Consider the following 20646-nt stretch of genomic DNA (forward strand, 5'->3'; position numbering starts at 1 on the left):
ATTCGCTGATAGCGGAAGGAGCGGCATGTTGACGGCCGCCCTTCATCCAGTTTTCAGTACAGGTACACCGCGCCAGCGTTGGTGCTGCTTTCGTCGGCCTGGTTGCCCCCAACGCCAGTCGATCCACTGTCTTCAGTGGATGCCCCCACGGCCAGGGTAGTGCCGTCACCCGATATCGCCACACGGCCACCAAACCGGTCCCCAGCGCCCGTATTGGGTGCCTTCAGGTAGGCTTGTTGCGCCCAGGTGCCCGCGCTGCGGCGGAACACCAGCACAGCGCCCGCATCCGCAGCGGCGGTGTTGGCCTGGTCGCCATTGAATCCGCGCGCATTGCTGTCGTCCCGGTACGACGGCACCACCAGCGTGTTGCCGTCGCTGGACATCGCCAAGTTGTTGCCAAACCGGTGGGGGGTACGGGTGTTGGAGGCTTTCAAGTACGCCTGTGACTGCCAGACGCCACCTGCGCGAATGAACACAAACACCGCGCCAGAGTTGAGTGCCAGGGTGTTGCGCGGTGGAGGCACGACGAAGGTGCCTGTATAGTTGCTGCTGTCTCCATCCATGCCAACCGCCAGCGTGTTGCCGTCGCCTGACAGGATGACCGACACACCGAAGCGGTCCTGCGCTTGGGGACTGGGGGCCTTCAGATAGGCCTGCTGCGACCATGCCCCCGCATTGCGCTGGAACACATATGCCGCACCGGCATTGGTCAAGGTGTCGTCCGCAGGATCACTCGCCAAAGCGCTGCGCTCAAAGAACGCACCCACCGCCAGGGTGTCGCCCGCGCCAGACAGGCTGAGGTAGATGCCGAAGAAATCTCCCGCACCGGCGTTGGCGGCCTTGAGGTAGCTTTGCTGTGCCCAGCTGGTGCCCGTGCGGGCAAAGACGTAGGCGGCCCCGGACGCAGCATAAGCTGCATTGCCGTGTGTTCCGGTCAGGTCACCATCCTCGTTATAGGCCCCCACCGCCAGGGTGTTGCCGTCGTTCGAGAGGGCTACGAATGAACCGAAAAGATCGTCGGCATCCGCGTTGTTCGCCTTGATGAATGCCTGCTGCGACCAGACGGCGCCCGTGCGGGAATACACATAGACGGCGCCGGAGTTGCTGGCCAGGTTGTTGGTGGCGGGCATCGTCGCAAACGTGCCCTTCTGGTCGCCGCTCTCGCCATCCGCGCCGATGGCCAGCGTGTTACCGTCGGCAGACAGCGCCACGGCATTGCCAAAATAATCGTTGGCCTCGCCGTTGGGGGTGGCAATGCGCGCCTGCTGCGACCACGTGGCGCCGCTCTTCGTGAAGACGTACACCGCGCCGGTGTTGCCACCCTCGCCATAGGCCCCCACGGCCAGGGTGGAGCCGTTGCTGGACAAGGCCACACGGTTGCCAAAGCGGCCTTCGGCGGTGGTCGCCGACGCCTTGAAGTACCCAATGGCGCGCACCATGTCGGCCGCCACAGACGCCGACGGGGCGCTGCATCCACCCGCATTGCAGGCCTGCACGGTGTAGGTGGCATTCAGCCGCAGGTGCAGCAGCACCGGTACTGCATAGGTCAGCCCTGTGGTGGCGGTGGACCCGATCTGCACGGGTGTCAGCGGGCCTGCGCCATCCGGGTCCTCATACACCGTGTAGCTGGTTGCACCCGGCGCCGAAGTCCACGAAAAGATCAGCGCCTTCGTCCCGTAGCCAATGCCCAGGCCACTCGGCGCCGGAGGAGCTGGCGGCGGAGGGGGCGGTGGCGGAGGCGGCGTATAGATCGTGCTGCAAAGCACCCTCACCTGAGTGACCGGCGCCGCAGCGACTCCGGTGCCAGCTTCGACCGTACAGGCCTGATCCACAGGCTGCGCATACACCGTGACCGCATAGGCGCTGCCGTGAGACACCGGCGATGAAAACCGGAAAGCGCCGTTCTCAGTCAACAGCAAATCTGCAGCGCCGTTCAGCCGCAGCCTCAGCCCCCCCACCAGGCCCGTGACGGCCCCACCCACCACATAGGTGTTGGTGGTACAGGTCACCAGGATGTTGGTGACCGGGCCCGTCACCACGCCCGAGCCGTTTTCCACCACGCAGGTCTGCCCCACCGGCTGGGTGCGCACGACAATGTTGTAAGCCTGCCCCTGCGCAACATTGGTGACGTAACTGCCGCTGGCCGTGATGCTCACTTCCGCGCCTGTTCCGTTGGCGAGTACCAGGGTGCCCGTCAGCCCCGTCACAGTGCCCCCCACCGGATGCTGCACCACGGAGGGCGGTGGTGGGGGAGGCGGTGGCTCGGCAGAGTCCCCACCACCGCCGCCGCAAGCTGCCAGGGCGCCTGCCATGACCAGAGGCAACGCCCATGCCGCACCGGCAAGCCTCGCACGCAGGGCCTCAGCCATGGCAGAAAAATTTCGATACATCAAGGGTTCTCCGGGTCTGTGAACTGCATGGACACTTCAACCCCTCGGGAGGCACGAACAGGTCCGGCTCCCTCGCGCGGGTGCAGGCGGGGTGCCTGGAACTCTATGGCGGGAGAACGCGCAAGCGCACCCCACTGAAGCAGGGTTGACGCAGAGAATGGAATGGCCCCTTAGCGTTTGGCGGGACTCAGAACCCCGGGGTCTTGTTCAACCGACGAGACTGTCAGCCACCGCGCTGGCGGCTGTCTCGATCAATGGCCTACGTAGCGCCCTGGCCGGTGGCTGATCCACAAAAACCCGCTCATCACCAGCACCGCCAGCACCGAATACGCCACACGGTCTACCGGCACCACCCACAGTGCGAGCAGCACGACGGTGCCATCGATCATCATCTGCACCTTGCCCGCACGCATGCCGTAGCGGCCTTGCAGGTACAGCGACACCACGGTGGCCCCGCCCAGGCTGGAGCGGTGGCGTGCCAGGAACAGGCAGCCCGTGCCCAGCAGCAGCCCGCCCAGCAACGAGGCGAACAGCGGGTTCAGGTAGTCCACATGCATCACGTGCGGGAACAGCTCGGTCAGCAGCGACAGCAGGCCCACGCAGACAAAGGTCTTGATCGTGAACTCGCGCCCCATGCGCGTCCAGGCAAACCAGTAGAACGGCAGGTTGACCACAAAGAACAGCTTGCCGAACGAAATGCCGGTGACGTAGTGCAGCAAGAACGCCGCGCCCGCCGTGCCGCCCACCAGCAGCCCCGCCTGGTTGAACAGCATGAGCGCCATGGCCACGAACAGGGTGCCCGCAAACAGGGCCTGGGCGTCTTCAAAGGTGCCATGGCGCAGGGCGGATAGCGGCGGTGCGGCGTCGTGGGCAGGGGGCTGGGTATCGGGCATGGGCGTTCAGCGTTGGGGTGCGTGGCAAAGGCGCGGGGGCTTTCCGCCGGTGGAGTGCTGGGCACTTGGGGACAGCCCGGCGCGCGTCCAGCGTTCAGCCTGCAAGATGAGAAGCAAGCAACGCGCCAGTGTGCGCAGGTACTGCTACTTGCCGCCCTTGAACTCGGGCGCGTCCGTGTCCGCACCCGTCTGCGTGCGCAGCACAAACTGGTCGGGCCCATAGACCACCGTGAAGACCTTGGACTGGTTGGGTGCCTCCAGGTAGCGCCAGTCGGCCCAGGTCTCCTTTTTCAGCTCGTAGGGCGTGACCTTGGCGGGCTTGCCCAGCAGGCGGCGCACCTCGTCCATGCGCATGCCGGGCGACACACGCGCAAAGGTCTCGGGCGTGAGCACCTGGCGCAGCGCAGTCATGCGGCCGTCGGGGCCGATGGTGATCATGTAGTTTACCTGGCCGGCAGGCTGGCGGTTGTACTCGAAGGTACGCGCGCCACCGGGCTCGTCCCACACGTTCTCGGGGGCGCCGAAGCGGTCGCGCACGTCGGCTTCGGTCGAAACGCCCTCCTTGAGTTCGCTGATGCGTTGCGGGTCGCAGGCGGCAAGCACCAGCAGGGAAAGGGTGGCGGCCGCCAGGGCAGCGGAGCGATATATCAAGCGCATAAATTCGTCCCGGTAAAATCTTGGACCTTCGGTGCATCACTGTGCCTGACGCGTTCCAAGAAAGAGTTCACAGTCCATGTCTATTTTCCGCCGCCCCGACTACCAATCCGACGCCACCCAGTTCATCAACCAGCTCAAGGCGAGCCGTCCCGAACTGGACCAGCAGCAACAAGCCGGCCGTGCCCTGCTGTGGGACAAGCAGGTGGACCGCAAGATCTGGGGCGAGTACCGCGACGCCCAGGTGGCCCAGAAGCCCTACGTGTACCAGACCAACGCCGATTGAGCATCTTTTGAGCCGCAAGCGCAGGTATTTATTGCGCTGATAGCTCCTGATTCAATAGCAAACCATGACCACTGCGAACGCAGCCGAAGCGGCAGACTCGCCCGGCGCGCCCTCGCTGGACGCGGCGGGCATGCCCGTGGTGGTGGACCAGGTGGCCTTGGCCCGCCTGTACGGCGAACCGCTGTTTGCGCTGCCGCAGGACCTGTACATCCCGCCCGACGCGCTCGAAGTCTTCCTCGAAGCCTTTGAAGGCCCACTGGATTTGCTGCTGTACCTGATCCGCAAGCAGAATTTCAACATCCTCGACATCCCCATGGTGGGGGTGACCAAGCAGTACCTGGCGTATGTGGACGAGATCCGCAGCCGCAACCTGGAACTGGCGGCCGAGTATTTGCTGATGGCCGCCATGCTGATCGAGATCAAGTCACGCATGCTGCTGCCGCCCAAGAAGCAGGCAGAAGGCGAAGAACCCGAAGACCCACGCGCAGAGCTGGTGCGCCGCCTGCTCGAATACGAGCAGATGAAGATGGCTGCCGCCCGCCTGGGGCAGATGCCGCAATATGGCCGCGACTTCCTCAAAGCCCAGGTCTACATCGAGCAAAGCCTGCAGCCGCGTTTTCCCGACGTGCATGTGGTGGAGCTGCAGGAGGCCTGGCGCGACATCCTGAAGCGCGCCAAGCTGGTACAGCACCACCGCATCACGCGCGAGGAACTGAGCGTGCGCGAATACATGAGCATGGTGCTCAAGACCCTGCAGGGCCGCCGTTTTGTGGAGTTTGAAGAACTCTTCGAGCCCGAAAAAGGCAGCACCGTGCTGGTGGTGACCTTCATTGCGCTGCTGGAGCTGGCCAAAGAGACGCTGATCGAGATCACGCAGGCCGAAGCGTTTGCGCCCATCTACGTGCGCCTGGCCTACACGCCGGCCTAGGGCCGCCTTCCACTGTTCACCGCCCTGGCCGGTGGCCGTGGCACTACCCCCTTCACACGCAAGCCATGGCATCCCACGACTTCGACGTTCTCATCGTAGGCAGCGGCCTCGCCGGCCTCTCGGCCGCCCTGCACCTGGCGCCCACGCACCGCGTGGCCGTCATCACCAAGCGCACGCTGCAAGATGGATCGAGCGGCTGGGCCCAGGGCGGCATTGCCGCCGTGCTGGCCGACGACGACAGCTTTGCCGCGCACATCGAAGACACGCTGGTCGCCGGCGCAGGCCTGTGCGACCTGGCCACCACGCGCTTTGTGGTGGAGAACGCGCCCGCATCGATCGCCTGGCTTCGCCAGCTGGGCGTGCCCTTCACGCTCGAAGGCGACCAGCTGCACCTGACGCGCGAAGGCGGCCACAGCGCGCGCCGCATTGCCCATGTGACCGATGCCACCGGCGCGGCCGTGCAGCGCACACTGATCGACGTGGTGCGCGCCACCCCCGGCATCACGCTGTTTGAGCAGCACACGCTGGTGGACCTGATCACTACGCGCAAGCTGGGCTTGCCCGGCAACCGTTGCCTGGGTCTGTACGCGCTCGACAGCGACACCGACGAGGTCGTCACCTTCCGCGCACCACAAACCATCCTGGCCACGGGCGGCGCGGGCAAGGTGTACCTGTACACCACCAACCCCGATACCGCCACGGGCGACGGCATTGCCGCCGCCTGGCGTGCGGGCTGCCGCGTGGCGAACATGGAATTCATCCAGTTCCACCCCACGGGCCTGTACCACCCGCACGAAAAATCCTTCCTCATCAGCGAGGCGGTGCGCGGTGAGGGTGGACAACTCAAGCTGCCCCCCTCTGCCGGCGGCACGCGCTTCATGCTCGACCACGACCCGCGCGCCGAACTGGCCCCGCGCGACGTGGTGGCCCGCGCCATCGACTTCGAGATGAAGAAACACGGCCTGGACTGCGTGCACCTCGACATCTCGCACCAGAGCCCCGCGTTTTTGCAGGAGCATTTCCCCAACATCCTGGCCCACTGCGCGTCGCTGGGCATCGACATCACGAAAGAGCCGATCCCCGTGGTGCCCACCGCCCACTTCACCTGTGGCGGCGTGCTGACCGACCTGGCGGGCCGCACCGACCTGCCCGGCCTGTACGCCGTGGGCGAAGTGGCCTGCACCGGCCTGCACGGCGCCAACCGCCTGGCCAGCAACTCGCTGCTGGAATGCATGGTGTTCGCCCGCGCGGCCGCACAGGCCATTGCCGCAGCCCCGGCCACCGAACTGCCCACCGTGCCCGCCTGGGACGACAGCCGCGTGACCGATGCGGATGAATCCGTCGTCATCTCCCACAACTGGGACGAGCTGCGCCGCTTCATGTGGGACTATGTGGGCATCGTGCGCACCAACAAGCGCCTGGAGCGCGCCGCGCACCGCATTGCGATGCTGCAGGGCGAGATCCAGGAGTTCTACGCACACTTCCACGTCACGCGCGACCTGCTGGAGCTGCGCAACCTGGTGCAGGTGGCCGACCTGATCGTGAAAAGCGCCCAGCTGCGCCGCGAAAGCCGGGGCCTGCATTTCAGCCGCGACTACCCCGAGGTGGCAGCGCCTGCCGCCCCTACCATCCTCGTCCCACCGGTGCCCCGATGACCTACAGCGTCAAAGAAATTTTCTACACCCTGCAAGGCGAAGGCGGCCAGGCAGGCACGCCCGCCGTGTTCTGCCGCTTTGCAGGCTGCAACCTCTGGACGGGCCGCGAGCAGGACCGCGCGCAGGCCATCTGCCAGTTCTGCGACACCGACTTTGTGGGCACCGACGGCACGCTGGGCGGCAAGTTCGAAACGGCCACGGCACTCGCAGAGCTGATCGCCGCCCAATGGCCTGCAGGCGCGGGCCACCGCCTGGTGGTGCTGACCGGTGGCGAGCCCCTGCTGCAGGTCGATGCGGCGCTGATCGACGCGCTGCACGCCCAGCAGTTCCGCATCGCCGTCGAAAGCAACGGCACCGTGGCCGCGCCCGAAGGCATCGACTGGCTGTGCATCAGCCCCAAGGCGGGTGCACCGTGGGTGCAGCGCAGCGGGCAGGAGTTGAAACTGGTCTGGCCCCAGCCCGGCTTTAACCTGCAGGCGCTGGAGCAAGACACGCAGTTCACCCTCCGCTTTCTGCAGCCCATGGACGGCCTGCTGCAGCGCCAGAACACTGCCGCCTGCATTGACGCCTGCCTGGCCCACCCTGCATGGCGATTGAGCCTGCAAACCCACAAGCTCACCGGCATCCGGTGACGCGGTTTTCTTTTCTGGTTCCCGTATGTTGTTCACCATCTCCCAGCGCTTTTTCTTCGACGCCGCCCACACCCTGCGCCGCGAGATCGAGGCCGAAGGCAGCCGTCGCGTACACGGCCACACCTACCACGCCGAAGTGTTCCTGACCGGCCCGCGCGACCCCGCCACAGGCATGGTGCTGGACCTGGGCCTGCTGCGCCAGGGCCTGGCCGTGGTGCGCGAGCAGCTGGACCACCACATGCTCGACGAAGTGCCCGGCCTGGGCACACCCACGCTGGAGAACCTGTGCCTGTTCATCGCCCAGGCGCTGCCCGCCGACCTGCGCGCCAGCCTGAGCCGCGTGCGCGTGTGGCGCGAGGCGCTGGGCGACAGCTGCGCGCTGGACTTTCCACAGCCCTGACCGGCCACGGCCCTGCCACCGGCAGGCCACCCTCCACAAGTTCACAGACTTCACCCAAGGAAGCCCGATGTTCCGCACCCTGCTCAAATCCAAGATCCACCGCGTGGCCGTGACCCAGTGCGAGCTGCACTACGAAGGCTCCTGCGCCATCGACGAAGACCTGCTGGATGCCGCCAACATCGCAGAGAACGAGCAGATCCACATCTGGAACATCAACAACGGCGAGCGCTTTGTCACCTATGCCATCAAGGGCCAGCGCGGCAGCGGCATGATCTCGGTGAACGGCTCGGCCGCACGCCGTGCTGCAGTGGGCGATCTCATCATCATTGCGGCCTTCGCCCAGGTGCACGAAGACCAGGTGGCCGCGCACCAGCCGCAACTGGTGTTTGTGGACGACCACAACCGCCAGACGGAACTGCGCCACGCAGTGCCCACGCAGGCCCTGTAACGATGGCACCGACCCATGACGCTCTGGTGGCCCGCAGCCTGGCTGCCGTCTGGCACCCGTGCACCCAGATGAAGCGGCACGAGGCCCAGCCCCCCGTGGCGATTGCCCGCGCGCGGGGCCCGTGGCTCTACGGCACCGATGGGAAGCGCTACCTGGACGGCATCAGCTCCTGGTGGGTCAACCTGTTCGGCCACAGCCACCCACACATCCAGGCCGCGCTGGTGGACCAGCTGGGCCAGCTGGACCACGTGATGCTGGCGGGCTTTACCCACGCGCCCGTGGTGGAGCTGTCCGAGCGCCTGGCCGCCCTCACCGGTCTGGGCCATGCGTTCTACGGCAGCGACGGCGCAGCCGCCACCGAGATCGCCCTGAAGATGAGCGCGCACTACTGGCGCAACACCGGTCGCCCCGCCAAGAGCCGCTTTGTGGGTCTGGCCGGTGGCTACCACGGCGAAACCGTGGGCGCGCTGGCCGTGACCGACATTGCGATCTTTCGCGAAGCCTATGCCCCGCTGGTGCGCCTGGCCGACACCGTGCCCAGCCCTGACGCACGCGGTGCGGCACCGGGGGAGACCGCCCAGGACGTGGCCCGACGCGCCGCTGCCGCGCTGGAAGCATGGCTGCAGGAGCACCACACAACCACCGCCGCCTTCATCGTCGAGCCCCTGGTGCAATGCGCGGCCGGCATGGCGATGCACGACCCCGAATACCTGCGCCTGGCACGTGCGCTGTGCAGCCGCTACGAGGTGCACCTGGTGGTAGACGAAATCGCCGTGGGCTTTGGCCGCACGGGCACCATGTTCGCCCACCAGCAGGCCGGAATCCGGCCGGATTTCATTTGCCTGTCCAAAGGCCTCACGGGCGGCACACTGCCGCTGTCGGCCGTGCTCACCACCGATGCGGTGTACGCCGCGTTCTACGACGACGATGTGGCGCGGGGCTTTCTGCATTCGCACTCCTACACCGGCAACCCGCTGGCCTGCCGCGCGGCGCTGGCCACGCTGGAACTGTTTGAGCAACTGGATGCACTGAAAACCAACAAGGCACTGGCGCAGCGCATCGATGTGGCCTGTGCACCCCTCACGCAGCACCCGCGTGTGCGGTATACACGGCGGCTGGGAATGATCTGGGCCTGGGATGTAGACACTACCCTGCCCGACTTTGCGCGCCGTTACCACCAGCACGCCATGGCACGCGGATTGGTACTGCGACCCATTGGCAAAACGCTGTACGCCATGCCGCCCTATGCGCTCGACGACGAGGCCGTCCCGTGCCTCGCCAGCGGCGCGCTTGATGCGCTGAACGCCACCCTGCAGGAGGAAAGTTGATGATGGGATGTTTTGTGACCGGCACCGACACCGGTGTCGGCAAGACGCTGGTGTCCGCCGGGCTGCTACACGCTCTGGCGCGCCACCACCGCCGCGTGGTGGGCATGAAGCCCGTGGCGGCTGGCCTGGTGCCCTGGGGGGACGACTGGGCCAGTGAAGACGCGATTGCGCTGCGCTCGGCCTCTACCCTGGCCGTGCCGCCATCGCTGGACAACCCCGTGCTACTGCCCGACCCGCTCTCGCCCCACATCGCCGCGGCGCGGGCGGGTGTGCAGATCGACATCGCTGCCATCGTCGCCAGCTACCAAACGCTCGCCGCACAGGCCGACGCCGTGGTGGTGGAGGGGGCAGGCGGCTTTCATGTGCCGCTCACCGATACGCTGACTGGCGCAGACCTTGCCCAGGCCCTGGCCTTGCCGGTGGTGCTGGTGGTGGGTTTGCGGCTGGGCTGCCTGAACCATGCGTTGCTGACCGCCGAGGCCATCCGTGCGCGGGGCCTCACGCTGGCGGGCTGGGTGGCCAACCGCGTGGACCCCGACATGGAGGCGGTGGAGGACAACATTGCCTACCTGCGCACCCGGCTGGGTGCACCGCTGCTGGCCGATGTGCCGCACCAGGAGCTACCCGAACCCGGCAGCCTGGTGTTTGATTTGCCCAAGGACTGGCGATGACAAGCGCCACGGCACCACAAACGTCGTGGCTCGACGAGATCCCCGCGCGCCTGGCCGACATCGAACGCGCCCACCTGCTGCGCCGCCGCCGTGTGGTGCAGCCCGCCGGCGGTGCCCGCCTGCTGGTGGACGGCCGGCCCATGCTGGCCTTTTGCAGCAACGACTACCTGGGCCTGGCCGGCCACCCTGCGCTGGCCGAAGCCGCGCGCGAGGCCACACACCACTATGGCGTGGGCTCGGGCGGCTCGCCGCTGGTCAGCGGCCACAGCGCTGCCAACGATGCGCTGGAGCACGATCTGGCGGCCTATGTACAACTGCCCCGGGCCCTGTACTTCTACGCGGGCTATGCCACCAACACCGGCATCATCCCCGCGCTGGTGGGTGACGGCGATGCGCTGTTCTCCGATGCACTCAACCACGCCTGCCTGATCGACGGTGCCCGACTGTCGCGCGCCACCATCCACCGCTATCCCCACGCCGACCTGGCAGCGCTGGAAGCGCAGCTTGCCGCCAGCCCCGCTCGGCGCAAGCTGGTGATCAGCGATGCGGTGTTCAGCATGGACGGCGATCTCATCGACATCCCAGCCCTGCTCGCGCTGTGTGAGCGCTACGACGCGCTGTTGTTGCTGGACGATGCCCACGGCTTTGGCGTGCTGGGCCCCCAGGGGCGCGGCAGCCTGGCACAGGCGGGGCTGACGAGCCCCCACGCCTCGCACCGCGTGCTGTACATGGCCACGCTGGGCAAGGCAGCGGGCGTGGCGGGCGCTTTTGTGGCCGGCGATGCAGCCCTCATCGAATGGCTGCTGCAAAAAACGCGCACCTACATCTTTGCCACCGCCGCGCCACCGCTGCTGGCGAGCGCACTGCGCCAAAGCCTGCGGATCATGGAGGCGGCCGACGACCGGCGTGCACATCTGGACGGACTCATCGCGCAACTGCGCCAAGGCCTGTCCACATTGCCTGCATCGCTGGGCTGGCACCTGCTGCCGTCGCACACCCCCGTGCAGGCCCTGATCATCGGCAGCAACGAAGCGGCGCTGGCGGTGATGGAAGGCCTGCGCGCCAAAGGACTGTGGGTGCCTGCCATCCGCCCGCCCACCGTGCCAGCGGGCACGGCGCGGCTGCGCATTGCGCTGTCCGCCGCGCACACCACCGACGATGTGGCGCAACTGCTGGCCGCGCTGCATGCGCTGGCGACACCGTTGATGAGTCGCTGACAAGCCGCAGTACCATGCACAGCCCAGGCGCCCTGCCAATGCAGGCCCTCCCCTATCCTTCCAGCGAGACGATTCCATGCCCCACCTGACCATCGAATACTCGGCCAACCTGCCCCACTACCCCGAAGCCGAAACCTTGACGGCCCTGAACTCCGCCCTGTGCGCACATCCCCAGGTGCAGGACGAGGCCGACCTGAAGACGCGCTTCATCGTGGCCGACAGCTTCGAGATCGGCATCGCGCCCGCCAACCGCGCCTTTGTGCACGCACAGCTGCGCCTGCTGTCAGGCCGCACGCCCGAGGCCAAGAAGGAGCTGTCCGACCTCATTGCCGCGGTACTGCGCGAGCGCACCCCCAAGCCCCAGGGCGTGATGGTGCAATTGAGCGTGGAGATCGTCGATATGGACCGGGGCTCGTACGCCAAAGAGCGGCTCTGACGCTGCGCTCCTGCCCCCCGCCTCAGGCCCCGTCGCCTGCGTTGCCGGTGATCGGCTGCAGGATGCCCGTGATGTAGCTGGAGCAACACGGGGCCGCCAGGAACACGCCGGCGGGCGAAATCTCCTCGGGTTGCATCGGGCAGTCCAGACGTGTTGTGACGCCAACCTTTTCCACCTCTTTGGCCGGGCGCTCCGCCGGGATCCGCGGTGCCCACACCGGCCCAGGCGCCACCGCTTTCACGCGGATTCCCCGGTCGGCAAGTTATGCGCCAGCCCCTGGGTAAAGGCATGGATCGCACCCTTGGTGGCCGGGAGCGAAGGGGACGGAGGCGGTCATGGCGGAATGTCTTTCTGCCGACAGGGGCTCCAGGTCAACCGGAGCCAAAAAAAGGGGCGCCTGGGCTTCAAGGCCAGTGCGCCCACGGTGGTACGGACGGCGAGTTCAACGACCGGGCCGGGGCAGCACACACTGCCCCGGCCCGGCCGCGTCAGTCGCAGCAACGGTCAGCTGGCATCCTTGGACTTGCCGGTATTGCCCTGGTTGCCGCCAGACGCAGTGCTGGATGCGCTCTGGGAGCCCGCACCTTTCTGGTTCTGCTGACCAGGCTGCTGGCCCGAACTGCCGCTGGTGCGTGTGGATCGCCACTGGCTGAAGTCATCCGAGAACTTCTGGTAGCGCTCCTTGCGCCAGCTGTCGTAGTCGTCATCCAGCATGCGCAGTTGCTCGTCGCGCCACTGCTGGTAGTCGGGATCGCGGTGGCCGCGGCTCTGCTGGGCGGGCGGTGCATTGCGGGTGAAGCCATAGGCGTTGCCGTAGCCACCCTGGCCGCGTTCATCGTCGCGATAGGGCGAGGCAAAGCGCCCTTCGTCATCGCGAAAGCCCTGGCTCTCGTACGGGGCGCCCCATGCCTGGTGCTGACGGCCGGGGCCGTTGTCGTAGCCTGAGCGGCCCTGAGGCCCATACGCGCCAAAACCTTCGCGCCCCGAGCGCGGGTAGCCCTGCGATTCGCCACGGCTGCGGTTCAGGCCGTACTGGCCATAGCGTTCGTGGCCATTGCGTTCTTGCTCATAGCGGTCGCTGCGGTCATTGCGGTTCTCGAACTCCTGGCGGTAACCGCCAGGGCTGCTGCCGCGATGGTCTTCGCTGCCGTAGCCCTGGTGGTCACCGCGCTCGGTAAAGCGCATGTCGTCGGCATCGCGGCCCATGCCATGGCGGGAAAAGTTGCTGTCGTCGCTGTCTCTGTAGCCCATGGTGCTCTCCTTGCGGTCAATGGGAATATCAAAAGTTGAAAGTGAATAGGAATGGAAGGGTGCGGCTGGCCACATGCTGTTGTGGCCTGCCTGGTCTCAGGGCTGGCTCTTGTGCGAATCGCGACTGCCTTGCTGCTTCTGGTCGCGGCCCTGCGCGTGTGTGTCGGCGTCGTTGCGGGCACCTTGCTGGCGGTGGGTGTTGCCGCCCGTGCTCTGCTCGGCCTGCTGCTGCCCGGCGGGCGACTGGCGCTGAGACGAAGGAGTGTTGGGCTGGTTCTGCGGGTTGTTTTGAGACATGGTGGCTCCTGTCGAAGTGGTTGAACAAAGGTGGCACACAAAGCCTGCAAAGGCGTCTTGTGTGGGTTCATGTTCGAGGGGCACCGCAGCGCTTTTTGTAGGCCGTGTCCTATAGGCCTGTGGGCCAGGTGCGATGCGGTGTAAGCAAGCGCACAGCAGGTAGCGGGATGCAAAAGGGGGCATTTGCCAGACCGCAGCAACCGGCCTTGCCAGGCCGGTGCGGTCAGGCTGGGTGGGCGCCATGCAAGCGCCTACAGCCCGGGCAAGCAGCGTCACATCCTGATGCACAGGATGCGCGTTGGAACGCTCGGCCCGCTGACTGAACGACCACCGAAGGCAACACACCCACGGCCTGATCCACTGCGCTGAACGGCCCCTGCGGCGGCCGCCAAACACCTGGGGGCGGGACGCCAACAGGGAGGTTGCGAAAAAAGGACTGGCTACGCGTCCAGCGTGGCGTCCAGCCAGCCGCGCAGGCTGTTGATGAACGCCCAGCCTTGCACGCGGGGGATGTCGGCCACGCGCAGCACGGCCTCCACCACGTGGCCGTCCTGCAGTGCCACGGCGCGGCCCACGCCGGGCAGCAGGCCGCAGGACAGGGGCGGCGTCACCCAGCGCCCATCGACGAGCGCGGCGATGTTGCCGAAGGTGCCTTCGGTGATCTCGCCCGCCTCGTTCCACAGCACCGTGTCGAACACGCCGGGGGTGGTGGGTGCAAACGCCGCGTAGTGCGCGCGCCGCGTGGTCTTGTAGCGCACAAACTCGCTGTGTGCGGCTGCAAAGGAGCGCAGCGCCAGTTGCAGGCGCACAGGCACTGCCGTGGTCTGCAGCGCAAAGGCCTCGGCGCGTGCGCTGCCGTCCGCCGCCAGCAGCAGGCGCACCCGCCAGTCGCCATCGCGGTGTTGCAGGGCGGCAATCTGCAGCTCCTGGCGCACCGCATGGGCGTTGAACACAAAGCCGAAATGCGCAGCCGCCTCGCCCATGCGGCGCACATGCTGGTCGGCGTGCACGAATTTTCCGTGGTGCAGGCCCAGGGTTTCGAGCACCTCGAACGGAGCGCTGGCCCGCTCGACAAAGGCGCGCTTGTGGTGCCACTCGGCCCATTCGGCGCCCGCCCCGGCACCCGAGGTGATGCCGCTGCCAATGCCGCAGGTGGCTTTGGCAACGCCGGGGGAGGTATCCGCACCCGTACCCACGCCACGCAGCACCACGGTGCGGATGGGCACATTGAACGTGGCCGCCACCGGGTGCAGGCCGTCCGGCCCCGCCGCCCCGCCAGGCCGCACCACACCCACCGCGCCGCAATACACACCGCGCGGCGCGGGCTCCAGCGCGCGGATCATCTGCATGGCGCGCACCTTGGGCGCCCCCGTGACGGAGCCACAAGGGAACAGCGCCGCAAACACATCCGTCAGCGTGGTTCCGGGCCGCGTGCGCGCCGTCACGTCCGAGGTCATCTGCCACACCGTGGGCAAGGCCTGCGTGGCAAACAGCGCAGGCACCTGCACGCTGTGCGGCAGCGCAATGCGCGACATGTCGTTGCGCAGCAGGTCCACGATCATCACGTTCTCGGCACGCTCCTTGGGCGCCGTGCGCAGGTGCTCGGCCTGCTGCGCGTCCTGCTCGGGGGTGGCGCCGCGCGGGGCCGTGCCCTTCATCGGGCGGGCCAGCAGGGTGCCGCCTTCCGGCGCGTCCAGCCAGTCAAAAAACAGCTCGGGCGACACCGACAGCACTTGCTCGTCACCCGCCTGCAGGTAAGCGGCATAGCCCCCGGGCTGCGCGCGCAACAGTGCAGCAAACAGGGCCTGCGGCGAGCCCTGAAGCGTGCCGCGAAAGGGCGCGGTGTAGTTGACCTGGTACAGCTCGCCCGCCGCGATGGCCTGCTGGATCTGCGCCAGTGCGGCGTCAAATTCCTCGCGCTCGGGGCTGTCGTCCCACACCACCTGCGCAGGGGTTGCTGCTGCCGCCGCATCCGCCGCGTCGTCGGTCCCGGGTTGGGGCGCGTCGTACACGGCAAACCAGGCCAGCGGGCCGTCGGCCGCATGGGTCTGCAATGCGGCATCGAAGGCCGGGGCGGCCTCGTAGCGCACATGGCCCACGCACCAGCGTCCTTGCTGTGCGGCGGCAAACACGGCGTCGAGCACACCGCGCACCTCGTGCAGTGCCTGGGCCACCAGCACCTCGCGCGGGGCCTCGAAACGGTGGCGCAGGCGCGCGGCGCCTGCGCTCAGCGGCTGGGTGAAGTCAATGTGGCAACTAGAAGTCAAAGCAGGCGGAGGCGCCAGTGGATCATGCGCCTGTAGCTATCAAAACATGAGCAAACTTCAACGCGTCGTGCGCACTCAGGCAGCGCCCAGGTGGGGCAACAGTGCGCCGGTGGGCTGACCGTTCTTGAGCGCCGCTGTGAAGGCCAGCATGCGGTCAATCGGCTGACGCGCACGCGGAATCAGTGCGGGGTCCACGTGAACAGCGTTCGCACCGGTCTCCAGCACCCGGGCCACATCGGCCAGGCCGTTCATCGCCATCCAGGGGCAGTGCGCACAGCTCTTGCAGGTGGCGCTGTTGCCCGCCGTGGGCGCTTCGTAAAACGTCTTGCCGGGGTTGAGCGTGCGCAGCTTGTGCATCATGCCGTTGTCGGTGGCCACGATGAATTCGGTGGCGTCCATCTCGCGCGCGGCCTTGAGGATGGCGCTGGTGGAGCCCACGGCGTCGGCCAGGGCCACCACGTCGGCGGGGCTCTCGGGGTGGACCAGCACCTTGGCATGCGGGTGCTGCTGCTTGAGCAGCTCCAGCTCCAGCGCCTTGAACTCGTCGTGCACGATGCAGGCACCGTTCCAGAACACCATGTCGGCGCCCGTCTCACGCTGGATGTAGGCGCCCAGGTGGCGGTCGGGCGCCCACAGGATCTTCTGGCCTGCGGCCTTGAGGGCGCTCACGATGTCGAGCGCGCAGCTCGATGTGACGAGCCAGTCCGCGCGCGCCTTCACGGCCGCGCTGGTGTTGGCGTAGACGACCACAGTGCGGTCGGGGTGCTGGTCGCAGAACGCGCTGAATTCGTCGATGGGGCAGCCCAGGTCCAGCGAGCAGGTGGCGTCCAGATCGGGCATGAGCACGGTCTTTTCCGGGCTCAGGATCTTGGCCGTCTCGCCCATGAAACGCACGCCGCTCACCACCAGGGTCTGCGCCGCGTGGTCCCGGCCAAAGCGGGCCATCTCCAGCGAATCGCTCACCAGGCCGCCGGTTTCCTCGGCCAGGTCCTGCAGGTCCGGGTGCACGTAGTAGTGCGAGACCATCACCGCGTTCTTTTCCTTGAGCAGGCGCCGGATCTTGTCCTTGAGCGCGACACGCTCAGCCTGGGTGGGCTCAGGTGGCACGCGCGCCCAGGCGTGTTTGGTGGAGCAGACAGAGCCCGCAGCGGCTTCGTCAGGCTGCTCGTATTCCACATCAATGCGGTTAAGGATCGTGGTGGTCATGCCAGCTCCTGCAGGCGCATCGAAAAGTCCGTGGCCTTCACGTCCTTGGTCAGCGTGCCGATGGAGATGCGGTCCACGCCGGTCTCGGCCAGTTCGCGCAGGCCGTCGAGCGTGACGCCGCCCGAGATTTCCAGAATCGCCCGGCCCGCGTTGATGCGCACGGCCTCGCGCAGCATGGTCAGGGGCATGTTGTCCAGCAGCACCATCTTGGCGCCCACATTCAGCGCCTCGGCCAGTTGCTCCAGGGTTTCCACTTCGATCTCGATGAACTTTGCCTGAGACGCCACCTTGTCGGCAGCGCGCAGCACGGCGGTCACACCTCCCGCAGCGGCAATGTGGTTCTCTTTGATCAGCACCGCATCGTGCAGGCCAATGCGGTGGTTGGTGCCGCCGCCCACGCGCACGGCGTACTTTTGCGCCAGGCGCAGGCCGGGCAGGGTCTTACGCGTGTCCACGATGTGCGCGCGGGTCCCAGCCACCACATCCACATAGGTGCGGGTTTTGGTGGCCACGGCCGACAGCAGTTGCAGGAAGTTGAGTGCCGTGCGCTCGGCGCTCAGCAGCGCGCGGGCATTGCCTTCAAGCTCCAGCACCACCTGGTCGGGGGCGCAGCGCTGGCCCTCGGCCACATGCCAGGTGATCTGCACCGTGGGGTCGAGGGCGCGCAGCGCGGCTTCGGCCCAGGGGGCGCCGCAGATCACGGCAGCTTCGCGCGCCAGGATTCGCGCACGGGCGCGGCGGGCGGGGTCGATCAGGCCGGCGGTGAGGTCGCCGGTGCCCACGTCTTCGGCCAGGGCGCGGGCCACATCGGCCTGGGCCAGGGCCTTCACTTCGGTATCGCTCATGGGGGTCTTTGCGGGGGAATGTGCGGAATATGTCGCAGCTGTCATGGGCCGCGAGCATACCGGGAACGCAAAGGCCACTGTGCCAGCGCAGGCCCCTGGGGCCCGCGCTGAAAACCAATAAGTACACCCAGTATTGGTCGCATAGACTCGCGGCAATTTTTTGGCTCCACCGCTCTACATGACCGCCACCAGCCCTGTTTCCGCCACGCCCTACGGCACGCTGCCGCCTGCATCGCCCCTGCCCCAGCGCCGCCCCGTGAGCCTGCCGCGCCTGGCGCAGATGCGCGCGGCGGGCGAGAAGATCACCATGCTCACCGCCTACGACGCCACCTTTGCGGCCGTGGCCGATGCGGCGGGGGTGGAATGCATTCTGGTGGGCGACTCGCTGGGCATGGTGTGCCAGGGCCTGCCCAGCACGGTGGGAGTGACGCTGGACACCATGGCCTACCACACGGCCAGCGTGGCGCGCGGCCTGCACCGCGTGCAGGGCACGGCCTGGCTGGTGGCCGACCTGCCCTATGGCACCTATGCCGAAAGCCGCGAACAAGCGCTGCGCAGCGCCTGCGTGCTGATGCAGGCGGGTGCACACATGGTCAAGCTCGAAGGTGGTGGCTGGACGGCGGCCACAGTGGATTTCCTGGTGCAGCGCGGCGTGCCGGTGTGCGCCCACCTGGGCCTGACGCCACAAACGGTGCACGCGCTGGGTGGCTACCGCGTGCAGGGCAAAACCGACGACGCGGCCCGCACGCTGCGCAAGGAGGCCCATGAGCTGCAGGACGCAGGCGCCGCCATGCTGGTGCTGGAGATGGTGCCCGCAGCGCTGGCCGCAGACATCACGGCCGAGCTGCCGCACTGCCACACCATCGGCATTGGCGCGGGCAACGGCACGGCCGGCCAGGTGCTGGTGTTGCACGACATGCTGGGCATGAACCTCGGGAAGATGCCGAAGTTCGTGCACAACTTCATGCAGGACGCGGGCAACGTGCGCGGCGCCATGGAGGCGTATGTGCAGGCCGTGAAGCAAGGGCGCTTCCCGGACAACGCTGTACACGCCTGGTGAGCCCTTTTCCTCTCTCCTTCTGACCCCTCCGACCCCATGCTGATTGCCCGCTCCGTTGCCGACCTGCGCCAGGCCCTGGCCCCCTACCGCCGCCCTGCCTTTGTGCCCACCATGGGCAACCTGCACGACGGGCACATCGCCCTGGTGCGCCAGGCCAAGCCCCTGGGCGATGTGACCGTGGCCAGCATCTTTGTGAACCGCCTGCAGTTTCTGCCGCACGAGGACTTTGACAGCTACCCCCGCACCTGGGAGGCCGACTGCGCGCAGCTGCAGGCCGCCGGTTGCGATGTGCTGTTTGCCCCGCGCGAGACGGACCTGTACCCCGAGCCCCAGACCTTCAAGGTGCACCCTGACCCGGTGCTGGCCGACATGCTGGAAGGGCACTTTCGCCCCGGCTTTTTTGTGGGCGTGAGCACGGTGGTGATGAAGCTGTTTGCCTGCGTGCTGGGCCAGACCGGCGGCACGGCCGTGTTTGGCAAGAAGGACTACCAACAGCTCATGGTGATCCGCCACATGGTGCGGCAGTTTGCGCTGCCCATTGACGTCGTAGCGGGCGAAACCTGCCGCGCAGCGGACGGGCTGGCGCTGAGCTCGCGCAATGGCTACCTGAGCCTCGAAGAACGGCAGGAGGCCGTGGCCCTGTCGCAGGCCCTGAAGCGACTGGCGCAGCAGTGGCTGGACGCCAGCGACCGCAGCACGCTGGAGGCCCAGGCGCAAGACGCGCTGCGCGCCCGGGGCTGGGCGCCCGACTACCTCACGGTGCGTCGCCGTGCCGACCTGCTGCCCGCCACGGCCGACGATGCCGCGGGCACGCTGGTGGCGCTGGGTGCAGCGCGGCTGGGCAGCACGCGGTTGATCGACAACCTGGAGTTCTGATTAGCTACTATTTTCATAGCTGCTCAGGCATTTTCCACTAGCGCTTGCAGCCAAAAACTCTTCAATTTATTCAAATCCATCCGTTGCGGGCCAGCCACTGCACCAGCAAGCGGGTCACCACCTCGGGCTGCTCCATGGTCAGCATGTGGCCGCTCTCGGGCAGCAGGTGGTGTTCGGCGCCGGGCACCAGCGCCACGATCTCTGCAGAACATTCGGGCGGCGTGAGCTGGTCGGCCGCACCACACACCACCAGCACGGGGCAGGCCACCTGCGGCAGATGCACCCGCGCATCGGGCCGATGGATCACGGCGCGGTTCTGGCGCACCAGGTGGTCGGGGCCCGCATCCAGCACAAAGTCCAGGTAGGCCTGCACCAGGTCCACCTTGGCGGCGTTCACGGGGTGAAAGGCCAGGGCCACGTTGGGCTCGATGACCTCGCGCATGCGGCCCTGTTCAAACAGCGCGATGGCGCCTTCGCGCAGGGCGCGCATGTCGGGCGTCTCGGGCCGCGCGGTGGTACCCAGCAGCGCCAGCCCTGCCACACGCTGCGGCGCCTGGCGCGCGGCCTCCATGGCGATCATGCCGCCCATCGATGCACCGGCCAGCACCAGTGGCCCCGCGTGTTGTGCCAGCAGGCGTGCGGCAAAGTCTTCGATGCGGTGCAGGTTCACATCCTGGTGGGCCGTGGCGACAGCGGGGCGCAGCGCGGCGGGCAGCAGCGGCAGCACGCCGCGCCACATGCGTTCATCGGCGGCCAGGCCCGGCAGGAGCAGTAGTTGGGGGGAATGGGACATGGGTGAATCAGGGCATCACCAAGTTGGTGCGCGATAAGCGAAAGAGAGACAGCCCCAGCAGCGGGGCACAGACCGCACATTGTGAACAGCCGATGACCGCTTGTCACCGCCCC

General features: G+C 67.1%; 21 protein-coding genes and 1 pseudogene. 12 read left to right on the plus strand and 10 right to left on the minus strand.

Annotated features, from left to right (window positions below):
* Nucleotides 1–53: 53 nt before the first annotated feature.
* The 3 genes from CLU87_RS15295 to CLU87_RS15305 form a co-directional block, all read right to left on the minus strand.
* On the minus strand, nt 54–2390 hold the full coding sequence (locus CLU87_RS15295) for an integrin (protein WP_099731008.1): 2337 nt from the start codon (nt 2388–2390) through the stop codon (nt 54–56).
* Between the two features lie 251 nt (nt 2391–2641).
* A complete protein-coding gene (locus CLU87_RS15300; protein WP_056058586.1) occupies nt 2642–3283 on the minus strand; it encodes a YitT family protein in 642 nt (213 codons plus the stop codon).
* Between the two features lie 144 nt (nt 3284–3427).
* Nucleotides 3428–3940 (minus strand): hypothetical protein, encoded by a 513-nt coding sequence (locus CLU87_RS15305; RefSeq protein WP_056058583.1) that lies wholly within the window; start codon nt 3938–3940, stop codon nt 3428–3430.
* Between the two features lie 76 nt (nt 3941–4016).
* On the opposite strand from CLU87_RS15305, the gene CLU87_RS15310 reads away from it, so the two are divergent.
* The 10 genes from CLU87_RS15310 to CLU87_RS15355 all read left to right on the plus strand — a co-directional run bounded on the left by CLU87_RS15310 (nt 4017) and on the right by CLU87_RS15355 (nt 11938).
* Nucleotides 4017–4223: a DUF3460 family protein gene (locus tag CLU87_RS15310; RefSeq protein WP_056058580.1), complete on the plus strand. Its 207-nt coding sequence runs from the start codon at nt 4017–4019 to the stop codon at nt 4221–4223.
* A 64-nt stretch (nt 4224–4287) separates the two neighbouring features.
* The gene (locus CLU87_RS15315; RefSeq protein WP_056058577.1) at nt 4288–5151 is read left to right on the plus strand and encodes a ScpA family protein; all 864 of its coding nucleotides are present in this window, start codon (nt 4288–4290) and stop codon (nt 5149–5151) included.
* 65 nt (nt 5152–5216) lie between these two features.
* Nucleotides 5217–6806 (plus strand): L-aspartate oxidase, encoded by a 1590-nt coding sequence (gene nadB / locus CLU87_RS15320; protein WP_099731009.1) that lies wholly within the window; start codon nt 5217–5219, stop codon nt 6804–6806.
* Entirely contained in the window at nt 6803–7438 is a 636-nt protein-coding gene (gene queE / locus CLU87_RS15325; RefSeq protein WP_099731010.1) for a 7-carboxy-7-deazaguanine synthase, read from the plus strand. The genes nadB and queE overlap by 4 nt, the downstream gene beginning before the upstream one ends.
* Before the next feature lie 25 nt (nt 7439–7463).
* Nucleotides 7464–7838 (plus strand): 6-carboxytetrahydropterin synthase, encoded by a 375-nt coding sequence (locus CLU87_RS15330; protein ID WP_056058569.1) that lies wholly within the window; start codon nt 7464–7466, stop codon nt 7836–7838.
* Nucleotides 7839–7905: 67 nt separating this feature from the next.
* Nucleotides 7906–8286, plus strand: coding sequence for an aspartate 1-decarboxylase (panD, locus tag CLU87_RS15335; protein WP_056058565.1), 381 nt, complete (start codon nt 7906–7908; stop codon nt 8284–8286).
* Between the two features lie 2 nt (nt 8287–8288).
* Entirely contained in the window at nt 8289–9614 is a 1326-nt protein-coding gene (bioA, locus tag CLU87_RS15340) for an adenosylmethionine--8-amino-7-oxononanoate transaminase (RefSeq protein WP_099731011.1), read from the plus strand.
* Nucleotides 9614–10285, plus strand: coding sequence for a dethiobiotin synthase (gene bioD / locus CLU87_RS15345; RefSeq protein WP_056058559.1), 672 nt, complete (start codon nt 9614–9616; stop codon nt 10283–10285). Before bioA ends, bioD begins: the two co-directional genes overlap by 1 nt.
* On the plus strand, nt 10282–11502 hold the full coding sequence (gene bioF / locus CLU87_RS15350; RefSeq protein ID WP_056058556.1) for an 8-amino-7-oxononanoate synthase: 1221 nt from the start codon (nt 10282–10284) through the stop codon (nt 11500–11502). The genes bioD and bioF overlap by 4 nt, the downstream gene beginning before the upstream one ends.
* A gap of 76 nt (nt 11503–11578) precedes the next feature.
* Nucleotides 11579–11938: a 5-carboxymethyl-2-hydroxymuconate Delta-isomerase gene (locus tag CLU87_RS15355; protein WP_056058553.1), complete on the plus strand. Its 360-nt coding sequence runs from the start codon at nt 11579–11581 to the stop codon at nt 11936–11938.
* Between the two features lie 22 nt (nt 11939–11960).
* Here the strand turns inward: CLU87_RS15355 and CLU87_RS15360 are convergent.
* From CLU87_RS15360 to nadC, 6 genes and pseudogenes are all read right to left on the minus strand, one after another.
* Nucleotides 11961–12247 (minus strand): annotated as a pseudogene (locus tag CLU87_RS15360) (SDR family oxidoreductase); the annotation flags it as partial.
* Between the two features lie 195 nt (nt 12248–12442).
* Nucleotides 12443–13189, minus strand: a complete 747-nt coding sequence (locus CLU87_RS15365) for a hypothetical protein (protein ID WP_099731012.1) — start codon at nt 13187–13189, stop codon at nt 12443–12445.
* Between the two features lie 96 nt (nt 13190–13285).
* The gene (locus CLU87_RS15370) at nt 13286–13486 is read right to left on the minus strand and encodes a hypothetical protein (RefSeq protein WP_056058943.1); all 201 of its coding nucleotides are present in this window, start codon (nt 13484–13486) and stop codon (nt 13286–13288) included.
* Nucleotides 13487–13926: 440 nt separating this feature from the next.
* The gene (locus tag CLU87_RS15375; protein WP_099731013.1) at nt 13927–15753 is read right to left on the minus strand and encodes a chorismate-binding protein; all 1827 of its coding nucleotides are present in this window, start codon (nt 15751–15753) and stop codon (nt 13927–13929) included.
* A gap of 75 nt (nt 15754–15828) precedes the next feature.
* On the minus strand, nt 15829–16959 hold the full coding sequence (gene nadA, locus CLU87_RS15380) for a quinolinate synthase NadA (protein WP_099731014.1): 1131 nt from the start codon (nt 16957–16959) through the stop codon (nt 15829–15831).
* The gene (nadC, locus tag CLU87_RS15385; RefSeq protein ID WP_099731015.1) at nt 16956–17804 is read right to left on the minus strand and encodes a carboxylating nicotinate-nucleotide diphosphorylase; all 849 of its coding nucleotides are present in this window, start codon (nt 17802–17804) and stop codon (nt 16956–16958) included. The genes nadA and nadC overlap by 4 nt, the downstream gene beginning before the upstream one ends.
* Nucleotides 17805–17982: 178 nt before the next feature.
* Here nadC and panB point away from each other — a divergent pair, with 178 nt between their 5' ends.
* Both panB and panC read left to right on the plus strand, forming a co-directional pair.
* The gene (gene panB / locus CLU87_RS15390; protein WP_099731016.1) at nt 17983–18864 is read left to right on the plus strand and encodes a 3-methyl-2-oxobutanoate hydroxymethyltransferase; all 882 of its coding nucleotides are present in this window, start codon (nt 17983–17985) and stop codon (nt 18862–18864) included.
* A 36-nt stretch (nt 18865–18900) separates the two neighbouring features.
* On the plus strand, nt 18901–19740 hold the full coding sequence (panC, locus tag CLU87_RS15395; RefSeq protein WP_099731017.1) for a pantoate--beta-alanine ligase: 840 nt from the start codon (nt 18901–18903) through the stop codon (nt 19738–19740).
* 70 nt (nt 19741–19810) lie between these two features.
* Here panC and CLU87_RS15400 read toward each other — a convergent pair whose 3' ends face one another.
* Nucleotides 19811–20533 carry an alpha/beta fold hydrolase gene (locus CLU87_RS15400; RefSeq protein ID WP_099731018.1) on the minus strand — a complete coding sequence of 241 codons (723 nt, stop codon included), beginning with the start codon at nt 20531–20533 and terminating at the stop codon, nt 19811–19813.
* Between the last annotated feature and the right edge of the window lie 113 nt (nt 20534–20646).

It is taken from the genome of Acidovorax sp. 59 (assembly GCF_002754175.1).
Lineage (GTDB): Bacteria > Pseudomonadota > Gammaproteobacteria > Burkholderiales > Burkholderiaceae_C > Acidovorax > Acidovorax delafieldii.

What these genes read in the sequence shown, in the direction of transcription:
- CLU87_RS15295 (WP_099731008.1), bottom strand. Translation starts at nt 2,390, where the DNA reads ATGTATCGAAATTTTTCTGCCATGGCTGAGGCCCTGCGTGCGAGGCTT.
- CLU87_RS15300 (WP_056058586.1), bottom strand. Translation starts at nt 3,283, where the DNA reads ATGCCCGATACCCAGCCCCCTGCCCACGACGCCGCACCGCCGCTATCC.
- CLU87_RS15305 (WP_056058583.1), bottom strand. Translation starts at nt 3,940, where the DNA reads ATGCGCTTGATATATCGCTCCGCTGCCCTGGCGGCCGCCACCCTTTCC.
- CLU87_RS15310 (WP_056058580.1), top strand. Translation starts at nt 4,017, where the DNA reads ATGTCTATTTTCCGCCGCCCCGACTACCAATCCGACGCCACCCAGTTC.
- CLU87_RS15315 (WP_056058577.1), top strand. Translation starts at nt 4,288, where the DNA reads ATGACCACTGCGAACGCAGCCGAAGCGGCAGACTCGCCCGGCGCGCCC.
- nadB (WP_099731009.1), top strand. Translation starts at nt 5,217, where the DNA reads ATGGCATCCCACGACTTCGACGTTCTCATCGTAGGCAGCGGCCTCGCC.
- queE (WP_099731010.1), top strand. Translation starts at nt 6,803, where the DNA reads ATGACCTACAGCGTCAAAGAAATTTTCTACACCCTGCAAGGCGAAGGC.
- CLU87_RS15330 (WP_056058569.1), top strand. Translation starts at nt 7,464, where the DNA reads ATGTTGTTCACCATCTCCCAGCGCTTTTTCTTCGACGCCGCCCACACC.
- panD (WP_056058565.1), top strand. Translation starts at nt 7,906, where the DNA reads ATGTTCCGCACCCTGCTCAAATCCAAGATCCACCGCGTGGCCGTGACC.
- bioA (WP_099731011.1), top strand. Translation starts at nt 8,289, where the DNA reads ATGGCACCGACCCATGACGCTCTGGTGGCCCGCAGCCTGGCTGCCGTC.
- bioD (WP_056058559.1), top strand. Translation starts at nt 9,614, where the DNA reads ATGATGGGATGTTTTGTGACCGGCACCGACACCGGTGTCGGCAAGACG.
- bioF (WP_056058556.1), top strand. Translation starts at nt 10,282, where the DNA reads ATGACAAGCGCCACGGCACCACAAACGTCGTGGCTCGACGAGATCCCC.
- CLU87_RS15355 (WP_056058553.1), top strand. Translation starts at nt 11,579, where the DNA reads ATGCCCCACCTGACCATCGAATACTCGGCCAACCTGCCCCACTACCCC.
- CLU87_RS15365 (WP_099731012.1), bottom strand. Translation starts at nt 13,189, where the DNA reads ATGGGCTACAGAGACAGCGACGACAGCAACTTTTCCCGCCATGGCATG.
- CLU87_RS15370 (WP_056058943.1), bottom strand. Translation starts at nt 13,486, where the DNA reads ATGTCTCAAAACAACCCGCAGAACCAGCCCAACACTCCTTCGTCTCAG.
- nadA (WP_099731014.1), bottom strand. Translation starts at nt 16,959, where the DNA reads ATGACCACCACGATCCTTAACCGCATTGATGTGGAATACGAGCAGCCT.
- nadC (WP_099731015.1), bottom strand. Translation starts at nt 17,804, where the DNA reads ATGAGCGATACCGAAGTGAAGGCCCTGGCCCAGGCCGATGTGGCCCGC.
- panB (WP_099731016.1), top strand. Translation starts at nt 17,983, where the DNA reads ATGACCGCCACCAGCCCTGTTTCCGCCACGCCCTACGGCACGCTGCCG.
- panC (WP_099731017.1), top strand. Translation starts at nt 18,901, where the DNA reads ATGCTGATTGCCCGCTCCGTTGCCGACCTGCGCCAGGCCCTGGCCCCC.
- CLU87_RS15400 (WP_099731018.1), bottom strand. Translation starts at nt 20,533, where the DNA reads ATGTCCCATTCCCCCCAACTACTGCTCCTGCCGGGCCTGGCCGCCGAT.